12 protein-coding genes and 1 riboswitch are annotated in these 15,402 nt (G+C 63.4%); of the genes, 6 read left to right on the plus strand and 6 right to left on the minus strand.

Features of this window, described 5'->3' with window-relative positions:
* Positions 1-299: 299 nt before the first annotated feature.
* Both G8O24_RS00935 and G8O24_RS00940 read left to right on the plus strand, forming a co-directional pair.
* On the plus strand, positions 300-1,514 hold the full coding sequence (locus tag G8O24_RS00935) for an NADP-dependent isocitrate dehydrogenase (RefSeq protein WP_188095581.1): 1,215 nt from the start codon (positions 300-302) through the stop codon (positions 1,512-1,514).
* A gap of 101 nt (positions 1,515-1,615) precedes the next feature.
* A complete protein-coding gene (locus G8O24_RS00940; RefSeq protein ID WP_188095582.1) occupies positions 1,616-2,116 on the plus strand; it encodes a DUF3455 domain-containing protein in 501 nt (166 codons plus the stop codon).
* 4 nt (positions 2,117-2,120) lie between these two features.
* Here G8O24_RS00940 and G8O24_RS00945 read toward each other — a convergent pair whose 3' ends face one another.
* Positions 2,121-3,350, minus strand: a complete 1,230-nt coding sequence (locus G8O24_RS00945) for a cyclic nucleotide-gated ion channel (RefSeq protein WP_188095584.1) — start codon at positions 3,348-3,350, stop codon at positions 2,121-2,123.
* Between the two features lie 5 nt (positions 3,351-3,355).
* On the minus strand, positions 3,356-6,034 hold the full coding sequence (gene alaS / locus G8O24_RS00950) for an alanine--tRNA ligase (protein WP_188095586.1): 2,679 nt from the start codon (positions 6,032-6,034) through the stop codon (positions 3,356-3,358).
* Positions 6,035-6,269: 235 nt separating this feature from the next.
* Positions 6,270-6,358, plus strand: a riboswitch (glycine riboswitch).
* 145 nt (positions 6,359-6,503) lie between these two features.
* Here alaS and gcvT point away from each other — a divergent pair.
* The 3 genes from gcvT (at position 6,504) to gcvP (ending at position 11,035) form a co-directional block, all read left to right on the plus strand.
* The gene (gcvT, locus tag G8O24_RS00955; RefSeq protein WP_188095588.1) at positions 6,504-7,652 is read left to right on the plus strand and encodes a glycine cleavage system aminomethyltransferase GcvT; all 1,149 of its coding nucleotides are present in this window, start codon (positions 6,504-6,506) and stop codon (positions 7,650-7,652) included.
* A gap of 9 nt (positions 7,653-7,661) precedes the next feature.
* Positions 7,662-8,030, plus strand: a complete 369-nt coding sequence (gcvH, locus tag G8O24_RS00960) for a glycine cleavage system protein GcvH (protein ID WP_188095590.1) — start codon at positions 7,662-7,664, stop codon at positions 8,028-8,030.
* A 140-nt stretch (positions 8,031-8,170) separates the two neighbouring features.
* On the plus strand, positions 8,171-11,035 hold the full coding sequence (gene gcvP / locus G8O24_RS00965; RefSeq protein WP_188095763.1) for an aminomethyl-transferring glycine dehydrogenase: 2,865 nt from the start codon (positions 8,171-8,173) through the stop codon (positions 11,033-11,035).
* 130 nt (positions 11,036-11,165) lie between these two features.
* Here gcvP and G8O24_RS00970 read toward each other — a convergent pair whose 3' ends face one another.
* From G8O24_RS00970 to recA, 3 genes are all read right to left on the minus strand, one after another.
* On the minus strand, positions 11,166-11,696 hold the full coding sequence (locus tag G8O24_RS00970) for a type II toxin-antitoxin system VapC family toxin (protein ID WP_188095592.1): 531 nt from the start codon (positions 11,694-11,696) through the stop codon (positions 11,166-11,168).
* Positions 11,697-11,768: 72 nt separating this feature from the next.
* Positions 11,769-12,506 (minus strand): hypothetical protein, encoded by a 738-nt coding sequence (locus G8O24_RS00975; protein WP_188095593.1) that lies wholly within the window; start codon positions 12,504-12,506, stop codon positions 11,769-11,771.
* Between the two features lie 352 nt (positions 12,507-12,858).
* Positions 12,859-13,947, minus strand: coding sequence for a recombinase RecA (recA, locus tag G8O24_RS00980; protein ID WP_057747344.1), 1,089 nt, complete (start codon positions 13,945-13,947; stop codon positions 12,859-12,861).
* A gap of 280 nt (positions 13,948-14,227) precedes the next feature.
* Here recA and G8O24_RS00985 point away from each other — a divergent pair, with 280 nt between their 5' ends.
* Complete coding sequence (locus tag G8O24_RS00985) at positions 14,228-14,413, plus strand: hypothetical protein (RefSeq protein ID WP_188095595.1); 186 nt, start codon at positions 14,228-14,230, stop codon at positions 14,411-14,413.
* Positions 14,414-14,867: 454 nt separating this feature from the next.
* Here the strand turns inward: G8O24_RS00985 and G8O24_RS00990 are convergent, their stop codons facing one another.
* The gene (locus tag G8O24_RS00990) at positions 14,868-15,071 is read right to left on the minus strand and encodes a hypothetical protein (RefSeq protein ID WP_188095597.1); all 204 of its coding nucleotides are present in this window, start codon (positions 15,069-15,071) and stop codon (positions 14,868-14,870) included.
* Positions 15,072-15,402: the final 331 nt, after the last annotated feature.

Here is a 15,402-nt window from a genome sequence, read left to right on the forward strand (position 1 = left end):
AAAGCCGGCCTGGCCTTTCGGCCTCGCCCTATCCTGGGGCGGCCACCCGCTCGCCTGTCGTTTGCCTGTCCTGACAGAATTCTCAAGGGAAATAACGACTTGGATTCGGTTTTTGAATCTCGCCTGAAACTTGCGCCCCGGCCCCGGGCGCAGCAGTGGGCACGCCCCCCATCCGTGGAAGCTGGATCGGCTAAAAGTGCATAATCACTTGGCTTTCGCCCGCAGCTGTCAGGTGCTATGAGGCGGCGGATATTCACGTTGGCGCCGATGGCGCCGTTCCCAAGAGGGCTTTCCCGATCATGGCAAAAATCAAGGTATCCAATCCCGTCGTCGAGCTCGATGGCGACGAGATGACCCGGATCATCTGGCAGTACATCAAGGACAAGCTGATCAACCCGTTCCTGGATGTCGAGCTGCTCTATTTCGACCTGGGCATGGAGTACCGCGACCAGACCAATGATCAGGTGACCATCGACGCCGCCGAGGCGATCAAGAAGGTCGGCGTCGGCGTCAAGTGCGCCACCATCACCCCGGACGAAGCCCGGGTGAAGGAGTTTGGCCTCAAGCAGATGTGGAAGTCGCCGAACGGCACCATCCGCAACATCCTCGGCGGCGTGATCTTCCGCGAGCCGATCATCTGCAAGAACGTGCCGCGCCTGGTTCCCGGCTGGACCAAGCCGATCATCATCGGCCGCCACGCCTATGGCGACCAATACCGCGCCACCGACATCAAGTTCCCGGGCAAGGGCACGCTCTCGCTGAAGTTCGTCGGCGAGGACGGCACCGTGATCGAGAAGGAAGTGTTCAAGGCTCCGGGCGCCGGCGTCGCCATGGAGATGTACAATCTCGACGACAGCATCATCGACTTCGCCCGCGCCTCCTTCAATTATGGCCTGCTGCGCGGCTACCCGGTCTACCTGTCGACCAAGAACACGATTCTGAAGGTCTATGACGGCCGCTTCAAGGACATCTTCCAGGAGATCTTCGACAAGGAGTTCAAGAAGGAGTTCGACGCCAAGGGCCTGACCTACGAGCACCGCCTGATCGACGACATGGTGGCCTCGGCGCTGAAATGGTCCGGCGGCTATGTCTGGGCCTGTAAGAACTACGACGGCGACGTGCAGTCCGACACGGTCGCGCAGGGCTACGGCTCGCTCGGCCTGATGACCTCCGTGCTGCTGACCCCCGACGGCAAGACCGTCGAAGCGGAAGCCGCCCACGGCACCGTGACCCGCCACTACCGCGAGCACCAGAAGGGCAAGGAGACCTCGACCAACTCGATCGCGTCGATCTTCGCCTGGACGCGCGGCCTCGCCCACCGCGCCAAGCTCGACAACAATGCTGAGCTGGCCAAGTTCGCCTCGACGCTGGAGAAGGTCTGCGTCGACACGGTTGAAGAAGGCTACATGACCAAGGACCTCGCGCTCCTGGTCGGCGCCGACCAGCGCTGGCTCTCGACGACCGGCTTCCTCGACAAGGTCGCTGACAACCTCGTGAAGGCGCTGGCGGCGTAATTCGGCCGCGAATGATTTTCGCCCGGTCGGGGTTAAACATCATGATGGGCCGCGCGCAGGCGCGGCCCATATTTTTTGTGGCCCTTTGCGGAGATGCGACCATGTTCATCAAGCTTGCCGGCCCCTGCCTGCTGTCGCTCGCGACCATGATGGGACCCGTGGCGGCGGAGACGCTGCCTGACGCCATCGCCGCACCAGGCGAGACCTTGGTGCTCAGCGTCCACGCCGAGGGCGCACAGGTCTATGAATGCAGGGCGGCCGCAGACGGCAAACTGGCGTGGAGCTTCCGCGAGCCGATCGCGACGCTGCTGTCCGAGGGCAAAACCATCGGCCGCCACTATGCGGGGCCGAGCTGGGAGCACGCCGACGGCAGCGCCGTGGTCGGCAAGGCCGTCGGCAATGCGCCGGGTGCCACGTCTGCCGATATCGCCTGGCTGAAGCTGGAGGTCGCCTCCCGCCGCGGCAGCGGCGTGCTCTCGCCCGTCACCACCGTCCAGCGCATCAACACCCATGGCGGCAAGCTCGAAGGCGCTTGCGACAAGGCCGGCGACTTCAGGAGCGCGCCCTACTCGGCCGATTACATTTTCCTGAAGAAGGGCTGACCGCTCAGCGGTCGGTGTCCTCACGCTCGGCCTGCGCCAGTTCGGCGGGCGCCAGATCGCCGCCGGTCTCCTCCAGCCGCGCCTTGGCGGTCCTGTGGACGTGCGCCGCCAGCATCGGCATCCGCTCGATCAGGGCGTGAAAATGCTGCGCGTCCAGCACCAGAAGCCGCGTCTTGCGCGTCGCCGTCACCGTGCCGCTGCGTTTTGTCTTATGCAGCAGCGCGATCTCGCCGAAGAAGGTACCATCAGTGAGCCGCACCTGCTGGTTCGGCAACACGATCTCGACCTCGCCCGCGGTGATGAAATACATCGACGAGGCGACATCGCCCCGCCGCACCAGGATCTCGCCTTGCTCGACGGTGCGTGCCCGCAAGAGCTGCATGATGTCGGCGATCTCCGCGGCCGATAGATGCGAGAACAGCGGCACCCGCGCCAGCATGCCCCAGGTCACGACGAAGTCGCGCCGCTTCACTTCTTCCGCAAAGGCCGTCGAGATGATCGCGACCGGCAGCGCGATCATGGCGAAGCCCGAGATGATGGTGAAGACCGAGACGACCTTGCCGAGCGCCGTCACCGGCACGACGTCGCCGTAGCCGACGGTGCCGAGCGTCACGATCGCCCACCACATCGCCTGCGGGATGGTGCCGAGCTTGTCCGGCTGCACGTCGCGCTCGATGGCGTAGAGCAGCGAGGCGAAGGTCAGGACCGCGCCGGTCAGGATGACGAGACAGCCGACCAGCGCGCGCCGCTCGGCATGCACGGCAGCGAGCAGCGAGCGCATCGCCGGCGAGTAGCGGATCAGCTTGAAGAACGGCAGCACGCCGAGTGCCGCCAGCGTCGCGTGCCGCCCCGTGGCCAGCACGATCGCGGCCGGCAGGAATGCCATGAGATCGATGATGCCGAGCGCGGAGAAGACGTAGCCGAGCCGGTCTGAAAGCGGCGAGCCCTTGCGCGGCGTGTGGCCGGCCACCGTCCACAGCCGTGCGGCATATTCCAGCGCGAACACGACGGCCGCGAGGATGGTGATCGCGGAGAACAACATGCTGAACTGCGCATCCAGCTCCGGCACCGAGGCAAGCACCATCGCGGCGACGTTGAGCACGATGACGCCGATGATCAGCTGGATGAAGCGCGATCCGACCGAATAGGCGAGCGGATCGTGCTCCAGCAATTCATAGAGCCGATCCCTTAAGTTCGGATCGGAAAGCCCACGTCCTCGCGGACCGAGGCGCATGGCGTTTACGCAGCTCCCATCGCTTGTTCGATCGCAGCGAGCGCGTCCGAAGCCTTGGCGCCGTCGGGGCCACCGGCCTGCGCCATGTCGGGCCGGCCGCCGCCGCCCTTGCCGCCGAGCGCCTCGGAGGCAACGCGCACCAGATTCACGGCGTTGAAGCGCGCCGTCAGGTCGGCGGTGACGCCGACCACGACGCCGGCCTTGCCGTCCTCGGTGACGCCGACGATGGCGACGACGCCGGAGCCGATCTGCTTCTTGGCCTCGTCGGCGAGGCTCTTGAGATCCTTCATCTCGATGCCCTCGACCGCGCGCGCCATCAGCTTGACGCCGCCGACCTCGCGCACGCTCGAAGCTGCGCCGCCGCCGGCGGCCGCACCGCCGCCCATCGCCAGCTTCTTGCGGGCGTCGGACAATTCGCGCTCGAGCTTCTTGCGCTCCTCCATCAGCGCGGTGATGCGCGCCGGGACGTCGTCGATCGAGGTGCGCAGCTCGCTTGCCGCGGTCTTCGCCAGCGCCATGGTCTCGTTGGCATGCTTGCGCGCGTAGTTGCCCGTTAGCGCCTCGATGCGGCGCACGCCCGAGGCGACCGCGCTCTCGCCCGTGAGCGTGATCAGGCCGATATCGCCGGTGCGCCGCACATGCGTGCCGCCGCAGAGCTCGACCGACCAGCCGAGCGCGTTGGCGCCGCGCTCGCGCGCGGTCTTGCCCATCGAGACGACGCGAACCTCGTCGCCATATTTCTCGCCGAACAGGGCGCGCGCGCCGGCCTCGCGGGCCTCGTCCACACCCATCACGCGCGTGGTGACCTCGTCGTTTTCAAGCACGACGTCGTTGGCGATGTCCTCGACGCGGGCGAGCTCTTCGGCCGTGATCGGCTTCGGATGCACGAAATCGAAGCGGAGGCGGTCCGGCGCCACCATCGAGCCGCGCTGGGCGATGTGGTCGCCGAGCACCTGGCGCAACGCCTCGTGGATCAGGTGCGTCGCCGAGTGATGCGCGCGGATCGAGGAGCGCCTCGCATGATCCACCTCGAGCTGCAACGCGGTGCCGACCTTCACTTCGCCGCCCTCGACGGTGCCGACATGCACGAAGAAATCGCCGAGCTTTTTCTGGGTGTCGGTGACGCGGAACTTGATGCCGCCCTCGCCCGTCAGCACGCCGGTGTCGCCGACCTGGCCGCCTGACTCCGCATAGAACGGCGTCTGGTTCAGCACGATCGCACCGCTCTCGCCGGCCTTGAGGCTGGCCACTTCCGCACCGTCCTTGACCAGCGCGGACACCACGCCCTCGGCGCTCTCGGTCTCGTAGCCCAAAAACTCGGTCGCCCCGAGCTTCTCGCGCAGCGGGAACCAGATCGCTTCGGACGCCGCTTCGCCCGAGCCCTTCCAGGACTCGCGCGCCTTGGCCTTCTGCCGCTCCATCGCGTCGGTGAACGCGGCCTGATCGACGCCGATGCCGCGCGACTTCAGCGCGTCCTGCGTCAGGTCCAGCGGAAAACCATAGGTATCGTACAGTGTGAAGGCGACGTCGCCGTCGAACATGTCGCCCTTCTTCAAGGACGCGCTCTTCTCGTCGAGAATGGCGAGGCCGCGCGACAGCGTCTTGCGGAAGCGGGTCTCTTCCAGCCGCAGCGTCTCCTCGATCAAATTTTCCGCGCGCATCAAATCGGGATAGGCTTGGCCCATCTCGCGGACCAGCGCCCAGACCAGCCGATGCATCAGCGGCTCTTTGGCGCCGAGCAGCTGCGCATGGCGCATCGCGCGGCGCATAATCCGGCGCAGCACATAACCGCGACCTTCGTTGGAGGGCAGCACGCCGTCGGCGACCAGGAAGGCCGAGGAGCGCAAATGATCGGCGATGACGCGGAACGAGGCGACGTTCTGCTCGTTCGGCCCGCTGCCGAGCGCCGACGATGTCGCGTCGATCAGATGACGGAACAAATCGGTCTCGAACACGCTGTCGACGCCCTGCATGATGCAGGCCATGCGCTCCAGGCCCATGCCGGTGTCGATCGAGGGACGCGGCAGGTCCACGCGCTCCTCCTTCGTCACCTGCTCATATTGCATGAACACGAGATTCCAGAATTCGAGGAAGCGATCGCCGTCCTCTTCCGGCGAGCCCGGAGGGCCGCCCCAGATGTGGTCGCCGCGATCGATGAAGATCTCCGAGCACGGGCCGCACGGGCCGGTGTCGCCCATCGCCCAGAAATTATCCGAGGTCGGGATACGGATGATGCGGTCGTCGGAGAAGCCGGCGATCTTCTTCCAGAGCCCGTGCGCCTCGTCGTCGGTGTGGTAGACGGTGACGAGCAGTTTGTCCTTCTTCAGCCCGAAATCCCTGGTGATGAGCTTCCAGGCCAGCTCGATCGCGCGCTCCTTGAAATAGTCGCCGAACGAGAAATTGCCGAGCATCTCGAAGAAGGTGAGATGGCGCGCGGTGTAGCCGACATTGTCGAGGTCGTTGTGCTTGCCGCCGGCGCGCACGCATTTCTGCGATGTGGTGGCGCGCTGATAAGGCCGCTTCTCGACGCCGGTGAAGACGTTCTTGAACTGCACCATGCCGGCATTGGTGAACATCAAGGTCGGATCGTTGCGCGGCACGAGTGGCGAGGACGACACGATCTCGTGGCCGTTCTCGGCAAAGAAGTTCAGAAAGGTCGACCTGATCTCGTTGACGCCGCTCATGTTCATCCAATCGGGTGTGCTTGGACCCGCACACCTGCCATCCAAACCTGGCGATTTGGGCTGATATCTGCGGGCCAAAGCGCTTTTAGACAAGGCCGGCTTTCCTGTCCAGAAACTGTGCAAGGAGATGTGCAGGCAGATCAAAGCGTTGCCGCAGGCGCGCAATCCCGTTGAAAGCCACATTCCCTGCGTTGACAGGCTTGGCCGTCCCGTGGTCTGTACCCATTTGTATCGTACGGCCACGTCGGGAGAGACCGGCACGCTTGCCGGCGCCGAAGGAGCAACCGCCCCGGAAACTCTCAGGCAAAAGGACCGCGTGGCTTTGACGACATCTGGAAAGAGGCGCTGGCGGGCTTAAGGTCCTGATAGCGTCCGCCGACGGGATAATACTCTCAGGCACAGCGACAGATGGGGCTTCGACTGGTGTCCCAGGGGAATCGTCCCCGGGGAACCGCCGAGGGCCCCTGTGATGTCCGTGCGTGACGACAAAGACTCCCTGAAACGTACCCCCCTTTACAATCTTCATCTGTCGCTGGGCGGCAAGATGGTGCCGTTCGCGGGCTATGACATGCCCGTGCAATACCCGGCGGGCGTGCTGAAGGAGCACCTTCATACCCGAGCCTCTGCCGGCCTGTTCGACGTCTCCCATATGGGCCAGATCGCGCTGCGGCCGAAATCCGGCAGGATCGAGGATGCCGCCCGCGCGCTGGAGCGGCTGGTGCCGCAGGACATCGTGGCGATTGCCAAGGGGCGGCAGCGCTACGCCCAGTTCACCAATGCGGACGGCGGGATCTTGGATGATCTGATGGTCGCCAATTTCGGCGATCACCTGTTCCTGGTGGTCAATGCCGCCTGCAAGGAACAGGACGCGGCGCATCTGCGCGCGAACCTCTCGGACACCTGCATCATCGATTCGCTGGACGACCGTGCGCTGATTGCGCTGCAGGGCCCGAAGGCGGAATCGGCGCTGGCGAAATTATGTGCAGCAGCGCCCGCCATGACGTTCATGGATGCCGGCCCGCACATAGTTGCCGGCATCAAGTGCTTCGTCTCGCGCTCGGGTTATACCGGCGAGGACGGTTTCGAGATCTCGGTGCCCGCGGCCGACGCCGAACGTTTCGCCAAAACCCTGCTGGAAAATCCCGACGTGATGCCGATCGGCCTCGGCGCCCGCGACAGCCTGCGGCTCGAGGCCGGGCTCTGCCTCTACGGCCACGACATCGACACCACGACCACGCCGGTCGAGGCCGCGCTGGAATGGTCGGTGCAGAAGAGCCGCCGCAGCGGCGGTGCCCGCGCCGGCGGTTTCCCGGGCGCGGACAAGATCCTCGGTCACTTCGATCACGGTGCGCCCCGCCGCCGCGTCGGGCTGCGCGCAGAGGGCCGCGCGCCCGTGCGCGAGGGCGCATTGCTGTTTGCCGCTGGCGAAGGCGGCGAGCCGATCGGACAAGTCACCTCGGGCGGCTTCGGCCCGAGCCTGAATGCACCAGTCGCAATGGGCTATGTGCCCGCTGCCTCAAGCGCGCTCGAGACAAAGCTCTTTGCCGAGGTGCGCGGCCAGCGCCTCCCGCTTCAGGTCGCCGCCATGCCTTTCGTGAAAAACACCTACAAACGCTGAGGATCGAAAATGACCACGACGCTGTACACCTCCGACCACGAATGGCTCGCGATCGACGGCGATATCGCCACCGTCGGCATCACGGACTACGCGCAGTCCCAGCTCGGCGACGTCGTATTCGTCGAGCTGCCCAAGGTCGGCCGCGCCTTGAAGAAGGCCGAGGCGGCCGCCGTCGTCGAGTCGGTCAAGGCCGCCTCCGACGTCTACGCACCGATCTCGGGCGAAGTGGTCGAGAGCAACGAGGCGCTCGCCGCCGAGCCGGCGCTGGTGAACTCGGACGCGCAAGGTGCGGCCTGGTTCTTCAAGATGAAGATTGCCGACAAGAGCGAGCTCGGCGGCCTGATGGATGAAGCCGCCTACAAGGCACATACGGCGTGAGATGAACGCGATGTTTCCACATCGTCATGGCCGGGCTTGTCCCGGGCATCCACGGCCTTCTCGAGGCACGAAGAACGTGGATGCCCGGGACAAGCCCGGGCAAGACGGCGACGACAGATAAACCAAAGCGAGGACCCATGATGACCGCGCAGCGCAAATCCAATGGCGAGACCACCTCCTTCGTTCGCCGCCACATCGGCCCATCAGTGCGCGATGTCACCGCCATGCTCGAGACGGTCGGCGCCAAAAGCGTCGACGCGTTGATGTCGGAAACGCTGCCGGCCTCGATCCGGCAGGCCGCCCCGCTCGATCTCGGCAAGCCCCTGAGCGAGACCGAGGCAATCGCCCATATGGCCGAGCTCGCGCGTCAGAACCAGGTCTTCACCTCGCTGATCGGCCAGGGCTATTCCGGCACCATCCTGCCCGCGGTGATCCAGCGCAACATCCTGGAGAACCCGGCCTGGTACACGGCCTACACGCCCTACCAGCCCGAGATCAGCCAGGGCCGGCTGGAAGCGCTGTTCAACTTCCAGACCATGATCTGCGATCTCACCGGCCTCGACGTCGCCAACGCCTCGCTGCTCGATGAGGCGACCGCCGCCGCCGAAGCGATGGCGCTCGCCGAGCGGCACTCGAAGGTCGAAGCCAAGGCCTTCTTCGTCGACAAGGACGTGCATCCGCAGACGCTGGCGGTGATGCGCACCCGCGCCGAGCCGCTCGGCTGGAGCCTGATCGTCGGCGATCCCCTCACCGATCTCGACACATCAGACGTGCTCGGCGCGCTGCTGCAGTATCCGGGCTCTTCCGGCGCATTGCGCGACCTCCGGCCCGCGATCGCGGCGCTGAAGGCCAAGGGCGCGCTCGCGATCGTTGCCGCAGATCTGCTGGCGCTGACGCTGATCGCCTCACCCGGCGAGCTCGGGGCCGACATTGCCATCGGATCGGCGCAGCGCTTCGGCGTGCCGATGGGCTATGGCGGACCGCACGCGGCCTATATGGCGGTGCGCGATGTGCTGAAGCGCTCGCTGCCCGGCCGCATCGTCGGCCTCTCCGTGGATTCGCGTGGGGCACCCGCCTATCGCCTCGCGCTGCAGACCCGCGAGCAGCACATCCGCCGCGAGAAGGCGACCTCCAACATCTGCACCGCGCAGGTGCTGCTCGCCGTGATCGCTTCGATGTATGCGGTCTATCACGGCCCGGAGGGCCTCGCTCAGATCGCGCGCAACGTGCATCGCCGTGCCGCCGTGCTGGCCGCGGGCTTGCGCAAGCTCGGCTTTGCGCCGCAATCCGACAGCTTCTTCGACACGCTCAGCGTCGATGCCGGCACCAGGCGCGCCGAGATCATCGCGCGCGCAGCCGCCGAGACAATCAATCTCGGCATCGCTGATACGAGCTTGCGCATTGCGCTCGACGAGACGACGACATCGGCGACGGTGGAAGCCGTGTGGCGCGCCTTCGGCGGCCAGCTGTCCTACGCCGAGATCGACGCCACCACGCGCGAGGCGCTGCCGGACGCGCTGAAGCGCACCACCGCTTTCCTGACCCATCCGGTGTTCCACGCCCATCGCTCGGAGACCGAGATGCTGCGCTACATGCGCAAGCTCAGTGATCGCGACCTCGCGCTCGATCGCGCGATGATCCCGCTCGGCTCCTGCACGATGAAGCTGAACGCCACCACCGAGATGATGCCGCTGACCTGGCCGGAATTCGGCTCGCTCCACCCGTTCGCCCCGCGCGAGCAGGCCAAGGGCTATCACGCGCTGTTCGCCCGGCTGGAAAAATGGCTGTGCGACATCACCGGCTATGACGCGATCTCGCTGCAGCCGAACTCGGGCGCGCAAGGCGAGTACGCCGGCCTGCTCGCGATCCGTGGTTATCATGCCGCGCGCGGCGAGAGCCACCGCAAGATCTGCCTGATCCCCTCCTCCGCCCACGGCACCAACCCGGCCTCGGCCGCGATGGTCGGCATGGAGGTCGTGGTCGTGTCTTGCGAGAAGAACGGCGACGTCGACGTCAATGATCTCCGCGCCAAGGCCGAGAAGCATTCCAACGACCTCGCCGCTGTGATGATCACCTATCCCTCGACGCACGGCGTGTTCGAGGAGCATATCCGCGAGATCTGCGACATCGTGCACGGCCATGGCGGCCAGGTCTATCTGGACGGCGCCAACCTCAATGCGCAGGTCGGCCTTTCCAGGCCCGGCGATTATGGCGCCGATGTCAGCCATCTCAACCTGCACAAGACCTTCTGCATCCCGCATGGCGGCGGCGGCCCCGGCATGGGCCCGATCGGCGTCAGGGCGCATCTTGCTCCGTTCCTCCCCGGTCATCCTGCGACGCAGGCCGACGCGCCGGTCGGACCGGTCTCGGCCGCGCCGTTCGGCTCGGCCTCGATCCTCACCATCTCCTACATCTACATCCTGATGATGGGTGGCGAAGGCTTGAAGCGCGCCACCGAAATCGCGATCCTCAACGCCAACTACATTGCCGCGCGCCTCGATCCGCACTTCCCGGTGCTCTACAAGAACGAGAAGGGCCGCGTCGCGCACGAGTGCATCGTCGATCCTCGTCCGCTGAAGACGACCTCGGGCGTCACCGTCGACGACATCGCAAAGCGCCTGATCGACTACGGCTTCCACGCCCCGACCATGAGTTTTCCGGTGCCGGGCACGCTGATGATCGAGCCGACCGAGTCGGAATCCAAGGCCGAGCTGGACCGCTTCTGCGACGCCATGATCGCGATCCGCAAGGAGATCGCCGAGGTCGAGGCCGGCCGCTTCAAGATCGAGGCTTCTCCCCTGCGCCACGCCCCGCACACCGTGCACGACATCGCCGACGACGATTGGAAGCGCGCCTACGCCCGCAGCGAAGGCTGCTTCCCCGCAGGCAGCTCGCGCACCGACAAATATTGGAGCCCTGTGGGGCGCGTCGACAACGTCTATGGCGACCGCAATCTGGTGTGCTCCTGCCCGCCGGTGAGCGATTACGCGCAAGCCGCGGAGTAACGGCTTCGTAGGGTGGGTTAGCGGGCGGCTGCGCAAAGCGCAGTCCGCTCGCGTAACCCACCGCTTCTGCTTCCGCGGTGACCGACAGTGTGAGTTAAGTCTTCGGCTAGCCTGTGGCGGTTTCTGAGCATCATCCTGCGTCGGGTTCGTCCTCTGGCGGCCCGGCTTCTTTCTCGTCAACTGGTTCATTCATGGCTGCGGCTTGGCGTTCCAGCAACTCCAAAAAGTCGTGCTGATCGTCCTTGTCTCTTACGGGTAGCGGGAGTTCGTGAACTCCAACTACTTTGAGACCAGCGCTTTCAGCCGTGGTTTTCAGTGGGCCATCATTCGTATAGAGAACTTTTGCTCCAGCTACGCGCGCAATGGCCGCAATCTGTCGGTCGAATTTGATCTTTTGCCACGGCGCATCGATTCCGCCCTTCTTATCGCCGGTAGCGAGAAAGGTCTTATTCATCTCCGCCAACTCAATAGCGGCCCGCGTATCAAACGGCTCGATTTTGAATACGGTCGTCTTTTGTAAGATGGCTACATACCGGAGCCCCGCAGCCGAGATCGTAAGAACCTCGCTGACCACCGGAGTCGGAATGATAATAGTCTGCTTGGTCTTATGGAGGTTCTGAACAAGCAGCTCCATACGTTCCTTGCAGCGCTCGAGCGGCATTCGTCGGGTCAATCGGTGGTCGCGCCTGATCCCACAACAGCAATGTCAGCACGGCGCTGTCAAAAACCACCATTAATCAGACTCGCTATCTCCGTGCCTCAAAGCATCGAGAGCAGCAAGTGGATCATCAGGCCAATCAGCGTTCACTGCTTTGAGAGAACCAACAACGGATATCAAATCGTCTGCGCCAAGAGGCTCAAAACCATGGACAGTGAAACGATCCATGCTCCATTCACCATCCTCGTCTCGGCTCCACCTACCCTGTCCAAGCAAACGGATCGGTTCAAATAGGAGCTTACTAATCTCCTTAGCCAAGGCTCGCTTGGCGTAGATGTGAGTCAGGACCTTTTCAGGAGTTTCCAATTGAAGGGGCACAGATTCACTCTTGCCGCCGATGCTGATAAGCCTACCGTCCAAGCTGCCGGGTTGCTGTATACCCGTAATTGCCTGTGGTACTGGCGCACGAATGCCTGGGAACGGGATTACCTCGGCGGCGCCCTCAAGAAACACAGCATCGCCACCGTCTTCGCGAAGCATGCTGTTGATCTTGCGATAAGCCCGTCTCACATCTAGAGGAGCAATCCCGGCGCGTATCTGCGCCGCTCGCGTTTGGATCTGCGGGATAGCTTCTTCATCAACTTTAAAAACCGGAGAGGTGCTAGCGCTCACGACTTGAGTAAGGTGGAAGTGCTGGGGCGAACCCAACATCGTCATCAACTCTTTGATGTACTCCATCAAGCGGTCGAGCGGCATCGTTTCGGCGGTATAGGCGCCGTCGATCTTCCACCTGAACTCTCGGTACTTCACCATCACTGCAGCCCTTCGAGAGATAAGTCCCGATAGGTGAAGCTTATAATCCCTATACCACGAATTGGATGCGCGCCGCGAGCCTCATTGCCCACTCCTGGCGTGCCTGAGTCAATCTCACCGAAGTATATCGCCTCAGATGCCGCGGCTAACCTGGTGGCGCACAGGGTTAATTCCGCGTTTAAGAATTGAAAAACACCTGTGAACGGGCGTTGCTTCGGGGCGTGGCTTCACAGCGCACCGCGTCGCATTCTGCTGCGTCCCGGGCATCCACCCCAAAACGAAAACGGGCACTGACGACGTCGGCAACTCAACGTCCTCAGCGCCCGCTCCTCGCGAAGTTTTACGCGAAGGCTTACTCGTCCGCGGGCTCTTCGCCGTCGGCGTCGCTCTCGGGCGTGCCGGCCAGGATCTGCTCGGAAATGAGGCCGGAGTTCTGGCGGATCGCGGTCTCGATCTTGGCGGTGATGTCGGGGTTGGACTTCAAAAAGGCTTTCGAGTTCTCGCGGCCCTGGCCGAGGCGCTGGCTGTCATAGGAGAACCATGCGCCGGACTTTTCGACGATGCCGGCCTTGACGCCGAGATCGAGAATCTCGCCCATCTTGGAGACGCCCTCGCCGTACATGATGTCGAACTCGACTTGCTTGAAAGGCGGCGCCAGCTTGTTCTTCACCACCTTCACGCGCGTGGTGTTGCCGACCACTTCGTCGCGCTCCTTGATCGCGCCGATGCGGCGGATGTCGAGGCGGACGGAGGCATAGAATTTCAGCGCATTGCCGCCGGTGGTGGTTTCGGGCGAGCCGTACATCACACCGATCTTCATGCGGATCTGGTTGATGAAGATCACCATGGTGTTGGACTTGTTGATCGAGGCGGTCAGCTTGCGCAGCGCCTGGCTCATCAGGCGGGCCTGCAGGCCCGGCAGCGCATCGCCCATCTCGCCTTCGAGCTCGGCCTTCGGCACCAGCGCCGCGACCGAATCGACCACCAGCACGTCCACCGCACCCGAGCGCACCAGCGTGTCGCAGATTTCCAGCGCCTGCTCGCCGGTGTCGGGTTGAGAGATCAAGAGCTCATCGATGTTGACGCCGAGCTTGCGGGCATAGACCGGGTCGAGCGCGTGCTCGGCGTCGATGAAGGCGCAGATGCCGCCCTTCTTCTGGGCCTCCGCCACCGTGTGCAGCGCCAGCGTGGTCTTGCCCGACGATTCCGGCCCGTAGATCTCGACGATGCGCCCCTTCGGCAGGCCGCCGATGCCGAGCGCGATATCGAGCCCGAGCGAGCCTGACGACACCGCCTCGATGTCCATCGAACGGTCGTTCTTGCCGAGCTTCATCACCGAGCCCTTGCCGAACTGGCGCTCGATCTGGGAGAGCGCGGCGGCCAGAGCTTTACTCTTGTCCATGGAAGATCCTTCGACGATACGCAGGGCAGTTGTGGACATTGGGTCGTGCTCCTTATGGCGAGGATTCGGGTGCGGGACAAACGATTGGCGGCGGATCGTCGATAAAAACAATGTACACTATTTGTTCTAGGTTCGCAATATGTTCTTTTGGAAAATTGGGTACTGGCCTGTTTCAACCCATGGTGGCCTGGTTTGAAAATCCCAGTGGCCGGTTTTGAATTTCCGTGATCTGCCTCACGGCACGTTGCGCGTGGGGGATCTAGTCTCCTCAACCTAACGAGGCGGATGGTCGCTTCGTTGAACAACAGGAGACGGAGACATGGAACGCGAAATCAATCCGCTTTCGTGCGACGAACTGGAAATGATTTCGGGCGGGGAACCGAATCTTCTCCTCCAGATCCATATTCCTGGGTTTGATTTCAAGTACTACGATACCGGGTCAGGAATAGGCTATTCGTGGGGGCACGTGTGCGCCACCAATGGATCGAGCATAAGATGCGATTAGCAATAAATCGGCGCTGCAAGAGGCCGCCTCACCCTTGGGGGCACATGGTCCGCCTCAACAAGCCGAAGTAACTCAGCCACCTTTTCTCGGTAGGCGCGGTCATTACTCATGACTCAGCCCTCCGATCCAGGGTGGCTGGTTTTGAATTTGCGAGTGGCCTGTTTCGGCCAGTACCGGGAATTGGGGGCTGTCCGTATTTGACCCCGGTGCCCTATTTCGAATTTGTGAGTGTCCTAAACTCGCTTGAGGGCGCAAATTGGCGACATGGGGACAATGGCTCTCAAGCTTCTCCTATTCGCCGGGACGGCGCTGTTTTGGACAGGCCCCGGCTTTAATCCTCGCTACGGATGGCCCATTTCCATTGGCATATGCATCATGGCCGCCATCGCCCTTCACTTCGCTGCGCCGTAAGGCCGCCTCCGTCGGCGGCCTCTGGTCTTCTTTCGTCCGGCCTTCACAAGCCTAATGCGAAACCCACGGCAACGCTGCCCATAATGAGTTCGCCTGCCACTTGACCCAAGCTCATGCCGGGTCCGCCGTAGGGCACATATGCACCTGGCGCTTTCGGGTCTAGCTGGCCTCGGCCATCATTCATCATGCCGCCGCGAACGGCATCGAGATCCTCGACGGAAAGCAAATCCACATCCAGCTTGTTCATGTTTATCCTCCTGGGGTAAGGGACCATTCCCTTGACACCTAGGAGTAAGCGGTGCGGCTTTTCGGCGCGGTGATCCCTGTCACACAGGAACGCAGCCCAGGCGCCCGTGATGTCCGCTGAACAGACCGCCTCAGTTGGCGGCCTCTTTCACGACAATCCCTTGCCGTCGTCCTCGTCGCGCTCGTCCCCAAAATCAAGCTGATACTGTTCTCCGAACCTCGGATCGTGCGTGTCCATTTATCGATGAAGTCCAGTCGGGCGGTCCGGGCCTGCCCCGGTGCCCTGAGTTGATTTTTGGTGGCCTAGTTTGGGTTTTCGGGCGGACTGGCTT

The sequence above is a fragment of the Bradyrhizobium campsiandrae genome (assembly GCF_014529705.1).
Classification (GTDB): domain Bacteria; phylum Pseudomonadota; class Alphaproteobacteria; order Rhizobiales; family Xanthobacteraceae; genus Bradyrhizobium; species Bradyrhizobium campsiandrae.